23 protein-coding genes are annotated in these 21,919 nt (G+C 46.9%); all 23 read right to left on the reverse strand.

Annotation, left to right across the window (positions count from 1 at the left end; all coding sequences use genetic code 11):
* Positions 1–233: 233 nt before the first annotated feature.
* The gene (locus tag L6442_RS30475; protein WP_212979510.1) at positions 234–431 is read right to left on the reverse strand and encodes a cold shock domain-containing protein; all 198 of its coding nucleotides are present in this window, start codon (positions 429–431) and stop codon (positions 234–236) included.
* Between the two features lie 213 nt (positions 432–644).
* Positions 645–995 carry a flagellar protein FliT gene (locus L6442_RS30480; RefSeq protein WP_194233904.1) on the reverse strand — a complete coding sequence of 117 codons (351 nt, stop codon included), beginning with the start codon at positions 993–995 and terminating at the stop codon, positions 645–647.
* Between the two features lies 1 nt (position 996).
* Complete coding sequence (gene fliS, locus L6442_RS30485; RefSeq protein ID WP_194233905.1) at positions 997–1,392, reverse strand: flagellar export chaperone FliS; 396 nt, start codon at positions 1,390–1,392, stop codon at positions 997–999.
* Between the two features lie 21 nt (positions 1,393–1,413).
* Positions 1,414–2,907 (reverse strand): flagellar filament capping protein FliD, encoded by a 1,494-nt coding sequence (gene fliD / locus L6442_RS30490; RefSeq protein WP_212979509.1) that lies wholly within the window; start codon positions 2,905–2,907, stop codon positions 1,414–1,416.
* Positions 2,908–2,925: 18 nt separating this feature from the next.
* Positions 2,926–3,312 (reverse strand): flagellar protein FlaG, encoded by a 387-nt coding sequence (locus L6442_RS30495; RefSeq protein ID WP_212979508.1) that lies wholly within the window; start codon positions 3,310–3,312, stop codon positions 2,926–2,928.
* A 146-nt stretch (positions 3,313–3,458) separates the two neighbouring features.
* Positions 3,459–4,700 carry a flagellin lysine-N-methylase gene (gene fliB / locus L6442_RS30500; RefSeq protein WP_212979507.1) on the reverse strand — a complete coding sequence of 414 codons (1,242 nt, stop codon included), beginning with the start codon at positions 4,698–4,700 and terminating at the stop codon, positions 3,459–3,461.
* A gap of 73 nt (positions 4,701–4,773) precedes the next feature.
* Entirely contained in the window at positions 4,774–5,142 is a 369-nt protein-coding gene (locus L6442_RS30505) for a DUF8042 domain-containing protein (RefSeq protein ID WP_212979506.1), read from the reverse strand.
* 76 nt (positions 5,143–5,218) lie between these two features.
* The gene (locus L6442_RS30510) at positions 5,219–6,499 is read right to left on the reverse strand and encodes a flagellin N-terminal helical domain-containing protein (protein WP_212979505.1); all 1,281 of its coding nucleotides are present in this window, start codon (positions 6,497–6,499) and stop codon (positions 5,219–5,221) included.
* A gap of 154 nt (positions 6,500–6,653) precedes the next feature.
* On the reverse strand, positions 6,654–6,887 hold the full coding sequence (gene csrA, locus L6442_RS30515) for a carbon storage regulator CsrA (protein WP_194235589.1): 234 nt from the start codon (positions 6,885–6,887) through the stop codon (positions 6,654–6,656).
* Entirely contained in the window at positions 6,868–7,320 is a 453-nt protein-coding gene (gene fliW / locus L6442_RS30520) for a flagellar assembly protein FliW (protein WP_212979504.1), read from the reverse strand. Before fliW ends, csrA begins: the two co-directional genes overlap by 20 nt.
* 313 nt (positions 7,321–7,633) lie before the next feature.
* Entirely contained in the window at positions 7,634–8,197 is a 564-nt protein-coding gene (locus tag L6442_RS30525) for a DUF6470 family protein (protein WP_212979503.1), read from the reverse strand.
* 16 nt (positions 8,198–8,213) lie between these two features.
* Positions 8,214–9,110: a flagellar hook-associated protein FlgL gene (gene flgL / locus L6442_RS30530; RefSeq protein WP_212979502.1), complete on the reverse strand. Its 897-nt coding sequence runs from the start codon at positions 9,108–9,110 to the stop codon at positions 8,214–8,216.
* A 21-nt stretch (positions 9,111–9,131) separates the two neighbouring features.
* Positions 9,132–10,721, reverse strand: a complete 1,590-nt coding sequence (gene flgK / locus L6442_RS30535; protein ID WP_212979501.1) for a flagellar hook-associated protein FlgK — start codon at positions 10,719–10,721, stop codon at positions 9,132–9,134.
* Between the two features lie 39 nt (positions 10,722–10,760).
* A complete protein-coding gene (locus tag L6442_RS30540; protein ID WP_212979500.1) occupies positions 10,761–11,267 on the reverse strand; it encodes a flagellar protein FlgN in 507 nt (168 codons plus the stop codon).
* A 10-nt stretch (positions 11,268–11,277) separates the two neighbouring features.
* On the reverse strand, positions 11,278–11,559 hold the full coding sequence (gene flgM, locus L6442_RS30545; RefSeq protein ID WP_194235595.1) for a flagellar biosynthesis anti-sigma factor FlgM: 282 nt from the start codon (positions 11,557–11,559) through the stop codon (positions 11,278–11,280).
* 484 nt (positions 11,560–12,043) lie between these two features.
* Positions 12,044–12,454: a TIGR03826 family flagellar region protein gene (locus L6442_RS30550; RefSeq protein ID WP_212979499.1), complete on the reverse strand. Its 411-nt coding sequence runs from the start codon at positions 12,452–12,454 to the stop codon at positions 12,044–12,046.
* Between the two features lie 158 nt (positions 12,455–12,612).
* Positions 12,613–13,548: a ComFC family protein gene (locus L6442_RS30555; RefSeq protein WP_237100134.1), complete on the reverse strand. Its 936-nt coding sequence runs from the start codon at positions 13,546–13,548 to the stop codon at positions 12,613–12,615.
* An 18-nt stretch (positions 13,549–13,566) separates the two neighbouring features.
* Positions 13,567–15,585, reverse strand: coding sequence for a helicase-related protein (locus tag L6442_RS30560; RefSeq protein WP_212979498.1), 2,019 nt, complete (start codon positions 15,583–15,585; stop codon positions 13,567–13,569).
* Positions 15,586–16,245: 660 nt separating this feature from the next.
* Positions 16,246–16,419 carry a hypothetical protein gene (locus tag L6442_RS30565; RefSeq protein ID WP_212979497.1) on the reverse strand — a complete coding sequence of 58 codons (174 nt, stop codon included), beginning with the start codon at positions 16,417–16,419 and terminating at the stop codon, positions 16,246–16,248.
* Between the two features lie 92 nt (positions 16,420–16,511).
* Positions 16,512–16,895, reverse strand: a complete 384-nt coding sequence (locus L6442_RS30570; protein WP_194234047.1) for a hypothetical protein — start codon at positions 16,893–16,895, stop codon at positions 16,512–16,514.
* A gap of 210 nt (positions 16,896–17,105) precedes the next feature.
* On the reverse strand, positions 17,106–17,828 hold the full coding sequence (locus L6442_RS30575; protein WP_194234046.1) for a response regulator transcription factor: 723 nt from the start codon (positions 17,826–17,828) through the stop codon (positions 17,106–17,108).
* 4 nt (positions 17,829–17,832) lie between these two features.
* The gene (locus L6442_RS30580; protein ID WP_194234045.1) at positions 17,833–18,987 is read right to left on the reverse strand and encodes a sensor histidine kinase; all 1,155 of its coding nucleotides are present in this window, start codon (positions 18,985–18,987) and stop codon (positions 17,833–17,835) included.
* A gap of 90 nt (positions 18,988–19,077) precedes the next feature.
* Positions 19,078–21,789: a stalk domain-containing protein gene (locus L6442_RS30585; protein WP_212979496.1), complete on the reverse strand. Its 2,712-nt coding sequence runs from the start codon at positions 21,787–21,789 to the stop codon at positions 19,078–19,080.
* Between the last annotated feature and the right edge of the window lie 130 nt (positions 21,790–21,919).

Consider the following 21,919-nt stretch of genomic DNA (forward strand, 5'->3'; position numbering starts at 1 on the left):
TTCCATTATATCACAATTGTTAACGCTAAGTAAAAAGGCGTTTTTGTGGATGGATCGAAATCTCGAAGACGCTTCCCTTATTAGAGGTACTTGACATTTCCCGGATACATTCTGCGAAAGACAGCCCTTTCACAAAAATAAAAAAGCTCTGGATTGACTCCAGAGCTTTACGCTATCGCTTTTCAATTACTTAACCATCTTACCACTATATGTAGGTCGGCCTTGCCGGATGATTATAATTTGATTACGTTAGCTGCTTGAGGTCCGCGTGCGCCTTCAACGATTTCGAATTCCACGTCTTGACCTTCTTCCAAAGTTTTGAAACCTTCGGATTGGATTGCGGAGAAGTGTACGAATACGTCGCCACCGTCTGCAGTCTCGATGAAACCGTATCCTTTTTCTGCGTTAAACCATTTTACTTTACCTTGCATGCACAAACATTCCCTTCGTCATCAAATAAAGTGTGACTTTCGTCCACATTCCTGAATATACCACTAGGCCTTGTCTTTTGTCAATTGGAAAGGAAAGTGGTTTACTTCAATAAATTTACACCGCCCGACTGTGTAAACTCAAAATCAAACAACTGCTTCCCGATCATGAAATTCGAAAAGCAGTTATTTCTATAGCTTAGTCCTGCATTTAACTTATTTTTTCTGATCCAGCAAAATGCTGTCCGGTTGTTGATACACCGATTCGTATGCATTTCTCTGGACTTTTTTTCTTTCCTTTTGTTGAAGCCAATCTGCAGCCTCATTTTTAAACAATTCGATTTTCCTTCTCACCGCAGAATCACTGTCGATAATGGCGCTTATTCTTGCCCTCTGACGATCATCCGGAGGATTTACGTTTAATTTCATTTCTAATTGGTTGATGATATCCTGTCTCTCATCGACATACGAAACCAATTCCTCATAGGAAACCATTTGAAGCCGGCCTATCATTTGAGAAGCTGCGTCTTCCAACTTAGAAATTAAATATTCTATATTGTCATCCATATTAAACCTCACTTGCGTGCTGGCCCTCGGAACCAGACATCTTCGAAGCTTGAACCCATGTTTCGCGCAGCTCAATTAAATAACCAAGCGCTTCCTCCGCATAATGAGCTTCTTTTCGCACATTCGCCTCTATCAGCAGATAATTCATATATTCATATAACGCCGACAATCCTTTTGACACATCAAAAGAATGGTCCAAAGTTACCGTCAATTCAGTGATGATGGCCTGAGCCTTTTTGAGATAATCATTGGTTTTTTGATGGTCGCCTTCATTAATCCCCTCTATGCCAGCCCGAACAAACCGAATAGCTCCGTCATAAAGCATAATAAGCAACCGGGCCGGATTGGAGGTTTGTACAGAGGATTGTCTGTATTTTTCGTAGGGAGATGTGATCATGAAGTTTCACTCCTAAAATTCTTATTTCATTCCAAAATTGGCTAGGCTCGCGGATTGGGAATTAAGTTTATTCATTGCCGTTTCCATTGCATTAAATTGAGTATAATACTTCTTTTCCATTTCCGTAAGTTTTTTGGTCATTACTTTGATGTTATCTTTAAGGCTGGTAAGTTCCTTCCCCATGATACTTTGTTCATTAAATTTAACACTAATGTCAGCCGAATATCTGTTTGTCCCTGCTCGATCGGCCAACATTTTGAGGGGTTTATCCAAGCCATCGTATAAGTCATTAAAAAAGCCTTTGGGCTGCGAGGGTGAGGAGACACCCGTTCCGGTAAACAATTCTATAACTTCGTCAGGGTGCTCTTCTATTGCTTTTCGAAGCTTATCAGGGTCTGAAATGCTTAATTTGCCGCCTTCAAACCATTCCCCTGTCGTGATGCCGATTCCGCTTAACTTCATCGTGGAGCCGGTAACGGATGCCGTAACGACCGGTTGACGCAAGCTGGCTATTGCCGACCGCAATATCTCGTCATTTTTCAGAAGTCCGCTTTGGGCTTTCTCATTCCATAGTTTGACTTCATCTTCCTTCATTGCTTTTTTCTGTTCGTCGGTTAAAGGAGTATAGTCACGGTAACGTTGTTCATCCACTTTCTTGTTGAGAGCGTCAAGCACACTGTTATAGTCTTTAATGAAAGAAGTAATGGTCTCGAAAATTTTGTCTGAATCTGTTTTGGTGGTTATTTTGGACACTTCCCCTTGCTTTGAAGGGGCCAAAAATGTAATCTCTACACCATTGATCGTATTTTTATTGGAATTGAATTCCATGGGATTTCCATTAATAGTGGCCTTCGCTTTATCGCCGCCGGATGGCTTAGTAGGATCAATCTTCATAGCGTTTAAAAAGTCGCTGCCATCTAGTTGTAAAGCTTTACTGCCGTATTCATTGGATGCAATCGAAAACTTCCCTGTAGCCTCATCAAAGGATGCCGTAACATTCGCCTTGAGCTCACTATTTATTTTTCTGATAACGCTGCCTATGCTTTCATTTTTAGAAAATTCAAAGTCCACTTTATTCGGATCGTTGGGCCCCCGACTAACCGATAGAGTATATTTGTCAGGACCTCCAGGTTGAAGCTGATCCAAAGTCATTTTAGCATTGGCATTTGCAGCTACCGGGGTTTCTCCACCATAAGTAAATTGAGTGGCCAGACTTTCAACTTTCACTTCCATCGGAACACGGTTTGCGTTGGTCGTGGCCTTTACGCTAATGGCTTTGTCATCTCCGGAAACTTCCGCTTTAAAAACATTCAGAGCCTCACTTTTTCTGTATGCAGTAAGCTTGTTATTACGAAAATCTACCAACTGGCTGTTAATAGTGCGATAACTATCGCGTTTCCATTCCAAGGTTTGTTTCTTCTGATTCAGTTTATCCAAAGGCACTCTATTAGCCTTCATTAACTGCTGAACCATGCTATCGACATCCATACCTGAAGCCAATCCGGAAATTCTCATTATAATACCTCCTTATGCTTAAACGCGTTCATCAATCAGTATCCCTGCAAATTCCATCATTTTCGCTACCAGATCCAGGGTCTTCTCAGGCGGAATTTCCCTGATCAGCTCGCCTGTGTCTTTATTCAGGACTTTGACCATAATTGACTGGGTTGGTTTATGTACACTCACTTCAAACGTTGTAGAAGGCCCTTCAAGAGCCTTTATAGCCCGGTCAATCGCTTTAATAAGTTGCGCTTCTCCGATAGATACATTTGCTCCTTGTCTTTCCAATAGATTTACTTGTTTTTCATTGGTCATCAAGGCAGTCGCTTGTTCCTGCTCCAATGCTTTTTTGACAGGGGGATATGTCTGAGATGCCGTATTCATGGACTGTGTTCTACCCGAAAGTGAAACATCGCTCATAAATTAACCCTCCGGTTATCATAATTATATTAATATATATATCGGCAAATGAAGCCAACAGCTTAATATATTTTGTAAAGATATAACAGTCACGCAAACAAGCAGACTGCCATTTTTTCAAGAAAGCAACCTGCTTGGATGGAATGCTAATTATTTTTAATTAATATAGCCATGTAGGCCATGGTGTTAAATCCATTTTTATGAAGCAATTCCCTGACCTCACGTAAATACGATAAATTATGATCAATGGTTTTGGACAAGGATTGAATTAACTTAATGACATGATCCAGGCCGAATTGCTCTTTATGGTATCCTGCTACACCAATCAAATGCATCTTAATCATAGCGTAATGAATAATCATCATGATATATTCTTCAAACACATCTTTTCCGCTTCCAAGAGGAAATAGATGCACGTAGACATAGTTGACTAAATAATTTTCAAGAACGTATTCGTGATTCTCCATGAACGGCAAGTAATAGTTTTGATATGCCGCTTGATAACGGGATGAGATTTCTTCTACTGAAGATTCCTTCGTGTATTGGATTCCGGATAAAAATTCACCAAAACAATCGAAATAGCGCTGACTTCGAACCCCCTTGATGACTCGTTCATCAACCAGGCCCTTAAGTAACTCCATTTGAATGATTGAAAGTGATGGGATTTCATTTATGATGTCCGAAACTCCATTTCCTTGAATCAGTCCGGTATATGAGGCAATGAGATCGGGGATTTGAGCAATCTGGCTTGATGCAATATAGTTTTCTACCTTTTGGTAGAACAAACCTAGAATTATCAGTCTCTCAGCTAAAGTATAGCTGCGATTCTGCAGCACCTGGATTGAAAAAATTCGCAATTCCCAGAAATATTGCGCAATTGGCTCATGCTGCTCATCAGAGACGGTATTTATACGCCTGCTAATAGCATTGCGTACCTCGACCGACTCTTCACTTTCATTAAACTCGATTGCATTCGGATTGAGCAGAGCCAAACGAGCAGCCTCAGGACATGACATAGTGGCCGATTTCTCATAAACGCCATTCACGACATTAGTAACCCTTGGATACGTAGAACATGTATTGGAGAGATAAGCTTCCCCAAGCTTTAACTGAATATTGCAAAGCTTCTCTTCGTTAAGCATAGGACAAGAGGAACCGGACACCATCTCAATTCTGGCATAATCCCTGTCGCCTTTGCTTGTGCGATTTCGTTTCACGTATTTATCCAGCGATGGTTTTAAGTCGGAATGAACTTTATTATATTTCTTATAGGTCGCTCTATCGATCTCTACTTGCCAGCCTGCACAGCAGGTATCCTCACATTCCGAACCTATGCAGGTGAACTGCTCCATATAGGCGGGAACTAATAAAGCCCTGGTCTTAGTCATATCCTTCATCTCCTTGTGCAAATAACATTCTTTAGATGTTTATCGGCAGCTATACTGCAATATTGAAGGAGTCTCAAGAAAGTATGTAAACTTGAAAAGAACTGGTCAGTTCATCCCTCCACATTTGAAATGAAGGCAATAGTAACTGATTCAACTTAGAGGAAGCAGAATGAATATCATATAGTTCATAAGCGGTTATAAGATCATTGAATATGGCTTCAATTCTATTCATCATATCTTGGATATGATGATCAGAAAGGAATGGGTCCAACAAAGATAGAGCATTAGCGATTTGGCAAAACCCATGTACAATATCTTCTAATATGTATACTGTCTTTTCCATACTACCCGCATATAATTGATTACTGATATAGTACAATCCTTCGCTGCATGTTTCAGCAAGCTCAAGCGATCTCCTCATTACTTCCATGTATTCTTCCATTAAGGTCTACCTCTCATAAAAATGGGTTGAAAAAGAGACCTTAGAAATTCTAAGGTCTCTTTCTTTAAAATAAATCTTAACGAAGCAATTGCAGAACGCCTTGAGGCTGTTGGTTTGCTTGAGCCAACATAGCTTGAGCTGCTTGAGTAAGAATGTTGTTCTTTGTGAACTGAACCATTTCTTTAGCCATATCCACGTCGCGGATACGGGATTCAGCAGCACTCAGGTTCTCGGAAGAAGCTCCCAAGTTGTTTACTGTGTGTTCCAGACGGTTTTGGTAAGCACCAAGTTTGGAACGTTCAGTGGATACAGTTTCCAAAGCGTTGTTGATTGTAGTGATGGCTTTGTTAGCTGTTTTAGCAGAAGAAATGTCAGTACCGCCAACATGTACTTTTTGGCCAGCTGCAGCATCTGCTTTTAATTTGAACACTGGGTTACCATCAGCATCTTTAAATGTTTTCAGATCAGCAGCATCGGCCTTAGCAAATACGTTGCCATTTTGATCTTGAAGTTCCAAATCTGTTCCGTTGGCAACGATTTTATAGTCGCCAGCTTGTAAGGATTTGTTATCAAATTCTGTAACTCCAGTCGCTGCAGTATCAGAAGTAACACCTACTTTAGAACCAACTTTAACAGCATCCTTGAATTCAATAGTATCAGTATTTTTCGCTACAGCTTTGAATAGTAGGCCATCACCGGATGTAGCAACAGTTTCACCTGCATCGTTCAACAACACAAACTTAGAAGAATCTTTTGGATCTGCTGCTACAGTAAGTTCTTTTCCTTTATAAGCATCAAAGGATTTATCGGTATTAACAACTGTACCTGCAACATCAACTTCAGATTTACCAACTACACCCAGATTCAAACCACGAAGATCGCCTACAGTCAAAGAAATGTTTTGTCCTTCGTTAGCACCGATGTGGAAAGTTCCTTGGAAAGAACCGTCGAGCAATTTCTTGGTGTTGAACTCTGTATCTCTACCGATACGAGTCAGTTCTTGCGCCAGTTGGTCCACTTCTTTTTGCAGGTTAGCACGGTCTTTGTCCGTGTTTGTATCTGTGGAAGATTGAACAGCCAGTTCGCGCATACGTTGCAGGATGCTGTGAGTTTCAGTCAATGCACCTTCAGCTGTTTGGATCAAAGAGATACCGTCTTGAGCGTTTTTGGAAGCCATGTCCAAACCGCGGATTTGGCCGCGCATTTTTTCGGAAATTGCCAAGCCGGCAGCGTCATCGCCTGCACGGTTGATGCGAAGACCGGAAGACAATTTCTCCAGGTTTTTAGAAGAAGCTGTTGTGTTTGCGCCCAATTGGCGGTGTGTGTTCAGTGCCGCAATATTGTGATTGATAATCATTTCTTTTTTCCTCCTTGAAGTTCGTTATTCCACATCCATGTGGCTATTCTTACATCTATTCCGTGAGTCGGCCGTACCCACAAAATAGCTTGTAATACTTATATCGACTGACGCCTTTGATATTTTTATAGGCTTCGCAAATATTTTTTTGAAATTAATTCCGTTTTTTTAGCTGCTCCCTGAGCGCCTCCAAGTTGGCGGCTGCCGGAGAGGCCGATTCCTGGTTGGCTTCCTTGATCGAGAGGTACACCTCTTTTCTATAAATATCCACGTCAGAGGGAGCAGAGATGCCAATTTTAATCGTATCACCTTCTACACTTAACACTGTAATTTCTATTTGATCCTGGATGACAATTGCTTCGCCCTTCTTACGTGAAAGAACCAACATCCCTTGCATTCTCCCTTCCATTCATATTCCACAGCTCTTGTTTGGCGCCATACTTTGAAGTATGCAGGACAACCTGTTTTCCGATCTGTAGTTTAGGATTTAATACAATAGGAGCCAACAAATTAATCGTTGATTTCTCAACCGGATCTTTTAACGTAATAATGCTTCTTACTAGCATTTCATCTTCTATTTTCAGCTCGTCCACCTCAGCCGGTTGCAGTTCGAACTCATAGTCACGGTAAAACAGGAACGGATCGGTGATCAGAAAGGATACATATTTTTCACGAGTCGATTGCAGGTACTGAAACGGATCGTCTTGATTGGAAATCAATACGAAATCTTTTTCTGCTGCAAAGCCGGGAATCCCTTTTGAAAAATGAAATACATCCCGCTCATCAATTTCCAATGGCCCCCAGGTTGTTTCTATAATCAAGTTATTTCACTCCTTTTTCGAGATCAAAAATAAGGCTCAACTCAAATTAGTTCTCGACATTTTGCGTGTTGACCGCTGCGGCTCCGGATCGTTCTTCCGATCGCTGTTGTCTCCAAATTTCTATGATTGTATTTTTCAAAGGCGTAGAAATTCGGAGACAAAGGCGAACGCTTCCGCTTCTTCAGATCGATTCCGTCCCCTCCGCTACTTTCGCCTATTGCCAAGTACTAATCATGATGTTGAGCCATAAATAAAATAAGAAAAAAACGGTTCAGGCTTTTATAGAAAAAAGACTGTAGCCGTTTTTTTACACCTAAATTTGAGTATCGAGTTCTGGCGGAATAATTTCAACTGACTGGTACTGCCTCATATAAATATTTAGTTTTCCTCTATGATATTCAACTTCGGGCGGGTTGGCTTGAGCTTGAATATCCGTTGTCCCTTCCCTGTATTCAATTTGTATGGGTGTAATATCAAAGCGGATATCTACATTATCTACCGAGGCCGGTCCCCGGAATTCGGGTAATGCAGGGATGCCGGTATCTCTCCCATAAACTTCGGCAATCGTATTGCCTGGCTGATGAATTGCAGCGATGCGATTCCCCTGCTCCACTCTATGGGCGATCCCTTGTAAAAAGATCTCTCGAATCCCGGAATAAATCCGCTGGTTCATCTCCAAAGGAGGGCCGCCATTATAAGCCGCCCAGGCCTTGGACTGATCCACGGTCAGTCGAGGATTAGTATGTTGAATATCAAATTGACCCGGCGTTGTCGAGATGCTTAAACTCGCCCTTGGCTGGCGCATTGAGTATTCTCCCAGCCCCGCCTCTATTCCTAAAAGAGCAGGTTTTTGCCTAATTTGTATCATCGCCTGCATGATATCCTGCACCCCGTTATCTTAGAAAATCAACCAGCGAAGGCTGAATAATTTTGGCACCTGAAGACAAAGAAGCATTATAGATATTTTCCTGGATTTTTGAGTCCATAATGATCTTAGCATAGTCTGCGTCTTCTGTTTTAGATTGCAGATCCGTCAGGTTCAGCTCCATATCTTTTAAACGATCCTGCATCAGTTCTACCCGATTCGTTTTTGCTCCAATATCCGCTCTTACGGTCAGAATCTTATCCACTCTTGTATCAATATTGGTCAGCTGCTTCGACAATTCGGGGAAATTTCCTTTTTCAAGAGCATCCATAATCGTATCGACAACGGTAAACAAATTGTCCTGATCCTGGTCGGTACCAAAAACATCATTCCCGGTTACATTAATAGGGAGTTTAATACCCTCACCCACGATAAAATTCACTTGTCCGGAGTCAGTGATCACTTTATTGGCGTTGTCGCTATCCGGGTACGGCTTCTTATCATATGTTTGTCCGTTAAAAATATATTTCCCGTTGATTTTGCTGTTGGCAATGTCAACAAGCTGCTCTTTCAATTGGCTTACTTCTTCCTTAACACTGTCCAGCGCGGATTGGGGATTCGTCCCATTGGCAGCTTGTACCGTTAGCTCCCTGAGTTTCTGAATCACATCTCCTGCCTGGTTAAGTACCGTATCATTATAATCAAGCCATGATAAAGCACTATCCACATTGCTCTGATATTGTTCATTGGAAGAAAGCTCTGTCCGATAACGAAGAGAATATGTAATGCCCACTGGGTTATCGGATGGTTTGTTAATCTTGCGTCCCGATGCCAACTGATTCTGGGTTTGGCTCATTTGGTACGTATTCCGGTTCAGGTTTAACATCAATTGCGAGTTCATCATATTAGAAGTCACGCGTAACATAAGCTAACACCTCCCTAAAATCTATCTGCCGACAACTCCGGTCGAATTAATAAGCTTGTCCAAAAGCTGGTCAAAGGTTGTCATGAATCTTGCGGAAGCACCATATGCATGTTGAAACATGATCATATTGGACATTTCCTCGTCCAGCGAAACGCCGCTCACTGATTGGCGTTGATTATTCACTTGTTCAACCAATGTTTCCGAATTGTCCATTTGACGCAGCGCATCTTGCGCCTCTACCCCAAGCTGCCCTACCATGGAGTTAAACAGCGAGCCTATGGTCCCCTTTTGCCCATTTTGAGTGGGAACAAAAATATTGTCCTTCAAGTTGGCAAGCAAAATTGCCAGCGAATTGTTCCCCGTTACCACATGTGCATCAGTACCTAAACCATCCACTCTAAGCGATGTGGCCACTAAAGAAGGATTGGCAGCAATTTCGGGGTTCAGCTGAATGGTCCCTGCCGATGCTTCCCCAACAAAAAACGGTTTGCCCGGATTTACCGTTCCGTCAATGGTATATCCCAATTGATGGAGGCCATTTAAGCCTTTAACGATCATTTTTGCGTCTTTATTCAGGACAGCCCCTTCAGGCATCGCCTGCCCTGCAGGCAGCATGCTGACATTTCCATTTAAAGTAATCTCCGCGTTTTCCGATAGCACGGTTCCGGCTGGCAGCCTTGAACCTTGCGGGATGGTGACTTCCGTCTCTCCCGTTGCAATCGTATTCGCAAGTTGGTCCAGTTGATTCCTATAGTTGGTTATATAATTTCTACTGGAATAAATCATCCCGTAGACTTCGCCATCAGTCAAACTATTGCTGTCGAACGCTGTAGACAGAAACTCGCCATCCACATTCACGGCCGGCGGCTGTCCTGCCTCAAGCAGCAGCTGGTTAGCCCCCAATGAAATATTGTATCCCTGTTCCGTCTCCGTTACCGAGATATTAATAATTTTGGAGAGCTTGTCCGTAAGCAAGTCCCGTTGATCCCGCAAATCATTGGCATTGTCTCCGAGACTTTCAATTCGGGCTATGGATTGGTTCAAGTCGGAAATGGAAGATAGATATCCGTTAATTTCCTGGGCCTTCAAATCGACACTTGCGTTGAGATCTCTATCAAGGTTATTAATTTGACGGCTTACATGGTTTAAACCATCTGTCAAAGCTTGTGCGGTTTGCACGACTATTTTTCGGCCTGTTGGATCTTCAGGATTCTTGCTAAGATCGGACCAAGCTTTCCAGAACTTATCCAACACAGTCCGTATTCCCGTATCCGAAGGCTCATTAATGATAGCTTGTAATTTATCAAGCGTGTTATATTTGACGGTCCAGCTTCCGTTCGAGCTGTTCTCGCCTCTGAACTGGCCGTCGAGAAACTTTTCCCGAATCCGTTCTATTGCGGAAAATTCCACCCCTGTCCCCAGCTGCCCCGGCGCATTGGAACGGTTCATTCCAAATGCTTCAATCGGCAAGGACGGACGCATTCTAACAGTCTGCCGGCTGTATCCTTCCGTATTTGCGTTGGCGATATTATGTCCGGTTGTATTTAAAGCGGCTGTCTGAGTAAAAAGGCTTCGTTTTGCCGTTTCGATCGAATGAAATGTTGATGTCATTTCGTCCCCACCTTTGATATAAACATTAGAATTCAGTGCTTAAGCTTTTGAATCAAAATATCCCGATTGTGATTTCCCCCCAGTCCCGTCCGTTAAAGGATTCTGATATGTAACTTCCTGGTAAGGAGTGTCCACTAACAAATTCAAAGAATAATCAATGAATGAAAGGGCCTGCTCAATTAACTTTTGATTAAGGTCATTAGCCTGCTTAAGCGAATGCAGCGTATCGGAAAGTTGCTTTTGCACGCTTTGCAATCTTTTCTTATCCTCCACATCAAAGACGAGCCGGATTAATTCCGTTATATTCAAGTTCAACTGGGACTTAATACCTCGTTCATGCAAGTACTGCTGGGCAATCTCGGCTCTTTTCGATTCCAAAAGCTCTATTTGTTTTAGTCCCTTGGTCTCCTGATTCATCAGTTTGACCAGGGTATCAATATCGTTTCCGATGATTGCATTCTTTTTGCTCTTTGCAATTTCCAGCATCTGCTGGTGTTGAACATCTAAATTCTCCAAGACCGTAATAAGCAACTCAATAGAAGACAATTGCGATCACCTAGTTTCCCCGGTTTTTGAAATACGGCAAAAGCTTCTCGGCGATTTTACCAGCATCGACATGGTAAGTGCCGGTAGAGACCTGCTGCTTGAGATCCTGAATTCGCTGCACTCTTTCAGGGTCGATGTTGCGCTCCTGAGCCTCGAGCATTTCAATCGCCTCCGAGGAAATGGACACCTCATCCTTGCGGCGTTCCATTTTTCTGGTTTCCTGTCTTTGGGTCTCCATATTCCGTTGATAGGGGTTTACTCCGCCAATTCGTCCGGTATCATTAATTTTCATATCCTACACCTTCTTTCAAATATATAAGAGGTTGTTCAAAAAGTCCGCCTTTGATAAGTAAACCTTTAATCGAGGCCACATCATGGATGAGCGACCGCGATTCAAAGGTAGGTTTTCTTGCGATATAGAATTTCATCAGCGTAGCTGATAACTTATAAATTCTATATCTAACACGAAGTGAATCAGGAAGCAACTCGGCATCGAATCTTGAATTCAGCCGGGCCTTCCGGTGCTCACGTACCCATACGTACGCTCCGCTCCTCAGTCCCTATCTTCATCCAATCTTCTCGGTGCTGAAAACCGGCCTTTTTGAACTCGCACTATAAGGACGCCTTCAGGCGATTCTCGCATCAGTCAAAAACGTGGCATCCAAGCGGTAATCATATGCCAGATCAACGTAAAAAACCGATAAATCTTTACTAAGTTTATCGGCCGCAAATGAGACATTATTTATAGTTGTATTTGTTTTTAGTGCGGTAGTCTGTTATTTATGGAATTTATCCACGACGCGATAGGTTCCATCGCCCTGCTTTTTAGGATCGGCGTCCTTGTTGGCTTCGTCTTTAATCACCTGATGCAGTTCTTTGGTCAGACGCGAGCGACAGGAATCGCACATATGACCCTCGCGGATCAGGGTACCGCATACCTCACAAGGATACATCAAATTCGGCGCATTCATGACCGAAATCCGTCCCTCGCGGATAAAGCGGGTGATCTGCTTGATGGAAACCTCGGTAGCCTCCGAAAGCTCCTGAATTGTCGCGCCCTTCTCCTCACGCAGGTACTGAACACATTTTTCATATTCATGTTCAATTTCCTTAATGCAGTTCGGGCACATGTCTTTAAAATTCGCAGCGAACAATCGGCCGCACCGAGGACAGTTAGCCAGATTCACGATTACGCCCCCTTATATCTTTAACAAATCAAATTACAGTTTGAAATAAACTATAAAAAATTCCTCAATCATTCTGTTAATAATAGATTACATGATACATCCTCCCTTCGTCCATCTTTTTTCGCGAAATCGGTATGGGTTTGGCGGATTTTGCCACTTCATGATCTTGCCCAGGTCAGGCTGTATATGTCTGGCACAATTCCGAAATAATGACGGGCTCCCGCCTGAATCACACCGGCGCAAGTATTAATCGTGCTTCCTGTCGTATAGATATCGTCGATAAGCAGAATCTGCGGCGTTTTATTAACACCTGGTGTAAGAGGGTGCGGTTGACCACTACCACTGTCATGCAATGCCATTTCACGTAAGCGACTGCTATTTGATTTAAGCTCCGCAGTTCGCAGCCGATTCAGCAATCGAAAACCATCCATATGGATATCAAACGCATGTTTCATGGATTCAATCCGCTCCTGTCGCGTCTTGAAGCTTTGTTTGCTCGTATGTTCGCTTCGGACAAGCAGCGGCGCCACAGGCAAGCGAAACGCTTTTCCAATTCCTTCGGCCAGAACCTGCGCCTGATTGAAACCGCGCTCCGTAAGCCTTTCCGCGCTGACCGGAACATACGTCACCACATCAGGACGCCAGAGCCGGGATTGGTTTAGCAGCTTGAGACGATGAGACTCGGCCGACGTTCTCGCGGCTGTCCCCAAGGTGGCCATGGAAATCTCTCGCTGCATACCGGTCAAAGCCTGTCCCAACATCTTCACAAGCAAAGCTGCGTATCGCTCGTGGCCTCTGTATTTATATTGGGCGAGCCATTCTCTCATCACTTCGTTATATCTGACCGCGCTTCTGTTCATGACAAAAAAACGCTGCTGCGCCTCCGGCCTCAGACAATCCGGACAGCCGATGGCTCTCCCGCAGCAAAGACAGCGGGGATGCTCGATCCAGGGAATTCCTTCGGCGCAGCGCCGACAAATTCCGGGCCACTCTCGCGTCAAACGGGTTTTGCCGCCACAGGTAAGGCAGACATCCCCAGGAGGGGCCAGAAGCTCACGGATCAATCCGGTAAAAAAGGAGGGAATGGAATTCATATCGTAACATCCTTCCGATTATTTGATATACCCGCGTTTGCGAGCGGTCCGGTTCATGGCCGTAATCTGTTTTACGGCCCTTTTCTGGGAAAGGGTCCATTGGGGGGACGCAAAGATGACTCTGCCTGCCGGGTCCTCAGAGGAACGGCCCGCCCGTCCGGCCATTTGCACAAGCGAGGCTTCGTCGAATAACCCGCTGTCTGCGTCGGCGATAAAAACATCGCTGCGAGGCACCGTAACGCCCCGCTCCAAAATCGTCGTCGTCACCAATAGCCGGATCTCGCGCTGGCGAAACCGGATCACCTTATCGGCACGCTGCGGATCCTCCGATGAAGTGCCTTCGACAACGTACCCGCTGAACGCGCGGCGCAAAATTTGTACAAGCGGCTCAATATGCCGGATGCGCGAAACAAATAGAAATACCTGGGCATCCCGTTCCAATGACTTCCTTAACGCATCCGATAAACGCCGAAGCAGGAGCGGCTGGCGCAGGCACTGCTCAATGCTTTTAAGTGCGATGCGCCTTGGTACAGGCAAGGGATGTCCATGAAAACGGACCGGCACCTTGGCATGCGGCAGTATGCCGCGGGCCGCTTCCTTTTGCAGCGGACGCGGCGGGGTGGCGGACAAATAAACGAATTTCCCGTCCGGCTTGCAGGCGTTTTGGGCCGCAAAAGCCAGCATCGGGTCGTTATGGTAAGGAAAAGCGTCAAGCTCATCGATCACCACCAGATCAAAAGCTTGATAGAAACGCATCAGCTGATGGGTGGTTGCCAGGGTCAGTTCTCCTGCCTGCCATCGTTCGGTGCTGCCTCCATATAAAGTAACGATCCGCGTATCTTGAAAAGCCTTCGCCAGTCGGGGCGCAAGCTCCAACACGACGTCCCGGCGCGGGGTGGCCACAAGCACGCGCCCGCCCTTATCGAGGATGGAGCCGAGCAACGGGAAAATCATCTCGGTTTTGCCTGCGCCGGTCACGGCCCATAGCAGAAACCGTGACGGCGCTGCCGGGGCGTGACCGCGCCGCGCCCCGTGCTCTTGCGGCCGCCATGCCCGGCCGCGCCCTCCTGCGGAGCCCCCACGGGGCGGCTCCGCCAGAAAACCCAGCGCAGCGCAGGCGGCATCGCCCTGCGCTGCGCTAAGCCCCCACCGCCCGCGCACCGCGGCGGTGGACTGCCCGGCCGCTGCGCGCACGGCCGGGGCCCTTCCCGCTGCTGAGCGAAGCAGCAGCGAACAGGCGCGGCTGCGCCCCAAGGCGAGGCATGCCTCGCAGTAGGCGCAGTCCGCGCGGCCGCACGCGGCGCACGCCGCGGCGCCGGTGGCTTCGCTGCCGCAACGCCGGCAGCGGGGGAGCTTGGCGCGGCCCGTGCGCAGCAGGCCGCGACCCCGTGGCGGGCCGGCATCCGCCGTGAGGCCCGCATCTAGCACCAGCCGGCCTTGCAGGCTGGCCAGCTGGGCGGCGCTGTGCCAGGCGCCCGCAAGCATGGGCGCCGTCTCCTGCAGCAGCGCATCCACCTCCGCTGCCAGCAGCGATCTGCCCCGCAGCAGCTCTGTTAACATGTCGGCCTGCCGACTCAGTTCGTCTACTGCTCCCGCTTCATGCAGGCGCTGCTTCATCCGTCCCGCGCTCGCCGGTTCTTCAAGGAGCCGGAAAACAGCTTCCGGCGGAGTCTTGAGCAAATCCCACAGCCATAGTTCACGGTTTCCATCTTCATCGGAAGTGGTTCCATGACCCGCTTGTCCTCCAAAGAAAGAACCCTCATGCCTTACGCGCTCTTTCTTTTCCCTTAACTGCTCCTTCAGCCAAAACTCCCATCTCCGTAAGTCCCAGTTCCGCAGATCCGGGCGCTCTTCAAATCGTTGTTCCAATTCGGCTGCCTGACTCAGCGCCATCGCCCCGGACAAAAATACCATCCTGCCGTTGCAGCCATGTGTATCCACCTGCTGTTTCCACCAGAGCACATCTACTCGTATGTCGAGTGACCATTTGATCGTCCAACTCCCTTTGAATCCACGCGCATAAACCGCAACACGCAAAATATTCCCTCCCCCCTGATCAGTCACGCTTAACGGACACCACGGACGCTAATTCGTAAAAAACAGCAATTTTCAAAATCTAACGGTCACCACAGCACTTAATTGATGCAAACTACTGCCAAAAGGGGGCATTTTCACTAAATAGCGGCTGCAGTGTCCGTTAGAAATCATATTAGCCGAAATCACCCTCTTTAGCGGTTGTTGTGCCCATTAGAAATCACAATCACCGGAATTACCTCCCATAGCTGCAACTGTATCCGTACCTCGTATTCAAGCGTTCATCTCACGAATTCCTACTCATTCACAGGATTTCATCGCTTCAAAGCAGAGGGACAAGTCTCGAAAAGGCTGGAGGCCATTTAGAAACCCGCTTAGCTTCACGGCCACCACCAACACTTTAATGCGAAAAATAATGATTCCACTTGCCCGCTCCTTTTTCTTTTCTTTATAGAAGTGTAGGCTCAATACCGAAATTAGTTCTTGTTAATAGTACGGGTTGGCCGGCTGAGGCTCCGGATCCTTATTCCGATCGCTGTTGTCCCCAATTTTTTTGATCATAGCCTTACACAAGTTAGAATCCACATGACCTCACGGTCACCACCAACGATAAAAATGTTATGAGTTTTGTCTCAAAACGCAAAAGCACATTTTCGTATAAAATTAACTGACAAAACATATGCCTTTCGATGCCAGCTTTCCTTCGGAAAGCTTATAGGTGAACGCCGCTTCCGCTTCATAAGAATCGATTCTGCCCCCTCCGTTACTCCGCTTCTTCAGTGGATCGATGGCCGATCCCTGTCGATCACTAATCAGATATCGAACCAAAATCTGCACAGCAAAAAAACACACCTCCCACGGTTCCCCCGTAACGAAGTGTGCTTCACTGTTCAAAGCTCCGTATGCCGCAATCGGCCGCAGGCCGTATCCTATACATAAGGAATTTGCCCCGCTTCATGCGGATTTCGCAAATCGATCATCCTGATATCCGAATGCTCGGCATGATTCAGAATCGAATAATCCGTCGTGACGGACAATTCCAAATTGCCATAACGCCCAAGCCGCTCGATAATGCCGAGCGTATCATCGGCCGAATCGATGTCAACCACCGTTAGCCGTATGTTGGTGCCTGTGATCAGGGCGTACAGCCCCAATGCGCGGATATACCATTCGATCTGATGCTCATGGTTGGAAGTCACCAGAATATAATGAATCCGCCTGAAATCCTTCCGTTTCTGCCAAATATGAAAAGCATGAACCGCCGCAACCGCGAACGCATACGCCATCAAGATCCACAATAACGTCGTCCACATGCCGACTCACCTCCCCGTATACCAACACTATATGCCGGTATAAGGAGGTCGGTGAATGAAAGCGTATTTTATGCCCACACCTATCATATAGGTCACGGCTGCAGCCCAGGTTCAGTGGGAAATTTCACAACCTGGTTTAGGGGTAACCCCAAATCTAAAGAGGTTGTTCAAAAAGTTCGCTTTTGAAAACCGCCCTTTTTGAACACGCACTTAAAGGGTCACCCATCCATATTTGATCGAATTGATTACCGCTTGCGTACGGTCATCGACTTCCATCTTTTGCAAGATGCTGCTGACATGGTTTTTGACCGTCTTCTCGCTGATAAAGAGATATTCGCCGATCATTTTATTGCTTTTGCCTTCTGCCATCAAGCGCAGCACTTCCGCTTCGCGCCGGGTGAGCGGGTTGTTCTCGCCGGCCACAAATTTCACGCCTGCTTCCCTGACTCCGCTCTCTGTCATGGCCCCCGTCTCATTGAGGAAGGTCATGCGGCGCAGCTGCTGAATCAGTTTCCCCGTTACCTTCGGATGGATAAAAGCATATCCCTCCTGTACCGAGCGGATCGCGTTAATCAGCGATTCGGCTTCCATATCTTTGAGCAGGTAGCCGTTCGCGCCTTTACGCAGCGTTTCAAACACATAACTTTCGTCATCATGAATCGATAGAATAATGACTTTTACGTCCGGAAACAACTCCCGGAGCTTCTCGGTTGCCTCCACGCCGTTTTCGACAGGCATGTTGATGTCCATGAGTACAATATCCGGTTTTCTTTCGTTGCAGAACTCCAATACCTGAATTCCGTCCCCGCATTCGCCGATGACTTCAATGTCATCCTCCATGTTCAAAATGCGCTTTAGACCCTCGCGAAACAGTTGATGATCGTCAGCCAAGAGGACTTTAATGTTTGTTTTGCCAGAATCCCTGTTTTCCATCCTGTTACTCCTTTCCCTTCTCCACGTTCGTTGGGATATGGATTACGATCTTTGTGCCCTGGTTCTCTGCGGATTCGAGTTCCATTCTTCCTTCGAGCAGCTCTACTCTCTCACGCATGCCGATCAGGCCGAAATGATCTTTCGATTTCTGCTCCAGAAGTTCAACATTAAAACCCAGTCCATTATCTTGCACCATAATTTTGACCATCTGGGCCTGGTATGTAATTTCGACTAACACGTAAGTCGGATAGGCATGCTTGGCCGCGTTGCTGAGCGCTTCCTGCACCAAGCGGTAAATGGCCGCTTCCATCGCGGAGGAAAGGCGGTGCTCCTTGCCCCGTGTTTCGAAAATCGAACGGATCTTGGTTTTTTCCTCATAATCATGCACGTATTTCCGCAGTGTAGGAATCAGACCCAAATCATCAAGGGCCATAGGCCTGAGATTAAAGATAACCTTCCGCATTTCTTCCAGGCTGGAGCGAACTTGTCCCTTCAAATCTAATATTTCGTCCTGCACCATCTTAAATTCCTGCTTCACCATCATTCTTTCCACAATTTCTGTGCGGAGAACCAGATTGGCGAGCAGCTGCGCAGGACCATCATGGATTTCGCGGGCAATGCGTTTGCGTTCCTCTTCCTGAGCCAATATGATTTTCAGACCGATTAGCTGGCGGTTTTTAGCCGTTTCGATAATCCGCGTGACCTGTCCAAGTTCGCCTGACAAGTATTCCAGCACCACACCCATCTGTGATCCGATGGATTCAGCACGTTCAACAGAGCTCTCGACATTCCGAACCCTTTTTTGCAATTCATCGCGTCTGGCCTTCAGATACATTTCCTTCTCGCGATAAATCATCAGATCGAGCTGAAGCTGGGTCGCCTTCTCATACGCCTGCCTGATATCATCCTCCTTGTACCGGACGAAGTCCCGGCTGACTTCCGTCAGCCGGATGCGGGAACGCCGGTAGTTCAGCTCAAGCTGATCCACCTTCTGCAGCGTCTCCACCGTTTCCTTCATCACATGCTGAAGTTCCTGATTCAAAGTGGCAAGTTCATCACGGGCCGCCTCGAGAATCTCAAACATCTGGTATTTGCTGTTCTCCACCACATGAATGGCGTTCTTAATGACGCGGTCAATCGCATCGGCTTGAAAATCCACGAATGTCTTCTCCATTTCTTACCATTACAGTTCTATATAGAATGAGCTTCTATCCTCGTCCAAGTTCATTTCTATACATATCATACCATATCATGATTCAATGGTGATGGTCTTCGTGTTTTGTTCCCATTTTACATTTAATCCTAATTGCTCGGATACGAGTCTAAGTGGGACTAAAGTCCGATTTTGACTGATGAAAGGCGAAACATCTGCACCTTTGCGCTTGCCATTCAGGATAAAATCCTTACTTCCAACCTTCAGATCCATGACTTTTCCGCCACGGACGACGGTGATTCTCTGATTGGCCGCATCCCAGGAAGCCCTCCCGCCAAACGTGTCGAGCACGTATTTGATCGGGATATAGGTACTGCTACCCTTTACGACCGGTGCTGTATCCATCGTTTTTTTTTTATCATCAGCCGTGAAGGACTTTTGTCCGACCGACATGACTACTTTGCCTGTGGGCAGCCCCGCTTCGCTGGACAAAGAGGGCATCGTCAATTTGATATTGTCAAAAGCCACCGTACCGGTCTTGGCGCGTTCATCCTGACCTTCTTCCACATTCACGACATAAAGGCGCTTGAGCTTCGCAGGGAAAGCAATGCCCTTATCGCTCAAATCGATTTGCAGGGTCTTCCAGCCGTCCCAGTCGATCGCTTTGGCCAGATCCAGATAAATCGTGTTGCCTTTGCTGTCTATCAGTTCCGCCCGTGCCCAGTTCAGGCTGTGGTCTCCCAAGACATCGATCGACATCGAGGTTGCCGGAGCCGAAATGGTCTTGCCTTCGGAGCCGTTCAATTCGGCGTAAGCGTACATTTTGCCCGTTCCCGCCGTCATGTCGTATGTCAGCTGCAGCACTTTGGAATTGGCATGATCGCCGCTGCCTTGAGTGATGCTGGCCGTACCGGTCACCTGCGGATTATTGCTTGTAAATTTCACCGGATAGCTGACATTTTCAAAGTTTTCCCATACATCTTCACCAGCTGCAGACAATACCACTGTCGTGCTGAAGCCGTTATATCGTGCAATCGCGTAACCGACCTTGGCGTCCGGATCAACCGAATTGACAGTCAGCTTGCCGTTTTGCACGCTGCCCTTAAATCCGATGAATTCCCATTTCAGGGCGCTGTCAGGCACATCGATCTTCTGGCCGTCCTTCGTCGTTGCCGTAACCGGCACGGACACCGTACTTCCTGCTTTCAGCGGCGCCGTTGCCGAACCCACAGTCAATGCGCTCAGGTCGTCCGCGCCAAGCACCTTCACTTCCATCGTGGCGCTGGCTTGTCCGCTTACAGCGGTGATTTTGGCCGTTCCCGGACTAACGCCGGTTACCGTTTGGCCGCTGACTTTAATATTGCCGTTGCTGGATTTCCAGGTTGGCGTCAGACTGGAAACATCCACCGGGTTGTAGTAGCTGTCATAACCTTTTAATTTGAATGTTGCCTGCTGCCCGATCAGAATCGCCGACGATCCGCTGATCTTCAGCCCTTTCAGCTCGCCTTTCGGAGCTTCCGAGTACACGCCGACCGCGTTGACAACGCTGCGCTGTTCCGTACCGTATTCCGTATTAAAAGTCAGCACCGCATCCGTGTCCCCGAGCGGACGGCTAACCATGGTCGTCGAACCGCCGCCATCCAGGTTCATGCCTTTCCATACGCCGGTATCGATCATAAAAGATTGCAATTCGCTCAGCGACATGCCGGAGCTGTTATCATTTTTCTCTACCGCGACAATGTAAGCGTAACGCTCATCCTTCGAATAACCCAGCGCGGTCCGGGCGCGGTATCCCCCAATGCTGGACACGCTGCGCGAGTACGATGTCGCTTTTCCGTTGTTCACCAGAATCGTATGGCCGCCAATCATCATCTGCAGGTCGGCAGGATTTACCGACGGTCCCATCGTCTTGGAGTTCAGCTTATAGCTGGTTTGCAGCTTTTGGCCGACTGCCAAATGGCTTTTTACGAAATCGGCTGCCTTGCCATGCGTCCGCAAAATATATCCGTTCTGCGGCGCCGACATGCCCACGAATCCTCCCACATCGGAAATCTGCGTGATCACGTCGTTTTCTACCATCACCTCTACCGGCGAGGTCGAGCTGTTTTTCGGACGTTCCGTCGACTTCCATGCGCTTGTATAAATATACATGGCATCGACATGGCTGTAAGTCTGACCGCTGGATTCCGGATTATAGGAAGTTTTGTTGATCCCCGCCAGCGGGAAGGAAGCACCGTCTTCAGCCGTAACCGCTCCCTCAAAAGAAAACTCGTCAATCATCGGCTTGCCGCCGGTGGTTACCGCAAAGGCATACATCCCCTTAATATCCGACGGCGTAGACAGCAGCTGTCCGTTCGTCACTTGTCCGCCAATCGGGGCGCCATCCGCGGCCGTATTGAAATAGTCTCCGTTGACCGCCACGACGGCCCCGGTTTCCTTCGCCATGCCGCCTGTGCTTTGTTTCGTCGTAAACTGGCCGTTTTTGCCGTTCATGACATCCAGTTTGACATTCGGGTTCTTAAGGTCTACCCTAACCACATCCGCCAAAGCCGTCGCCTTTTTCCCGGAACGCGTGGTCGTAAACTTGTATTTAATCAAATTCGCACCCGCCGTGACCGGTTCTTCCGAAATCTTCGTTACGGTTGAAGCCGCTGCGCTGGCCACAGATGAAATCGAATACCCGTTCAGCGGAATTCCGCTGCCAACGACCGGAGCGACAAAAAGCAAGCCTGCGAGCGACACTACCATCCATTTTTTCCCCGAATACAACCCTTGTCTTCTTTCATTCTGCCTTTGGTTCCATTTCATGAAGCGCTACTCTCCCATCTTTTTTTGAAAACGCGTTCGATTCTGGTTCATTCAAAAGAATGCTTACATCTCTACTGACGTTATTGCAAACTGAAAGATTTACTTTTTGAGCAATAATGAACATTAGAAA

Origin of the sequence: Paenibacillus azoreducens, from assembly GCF_021654775.1 — a bacterium.
GTDB lineage: Bacteria > Bacillota > Bacilli > Paenibacillales > Paenibacillaceae > Paenibacillus_AQ > Paenibacillus_AQ azoreducens.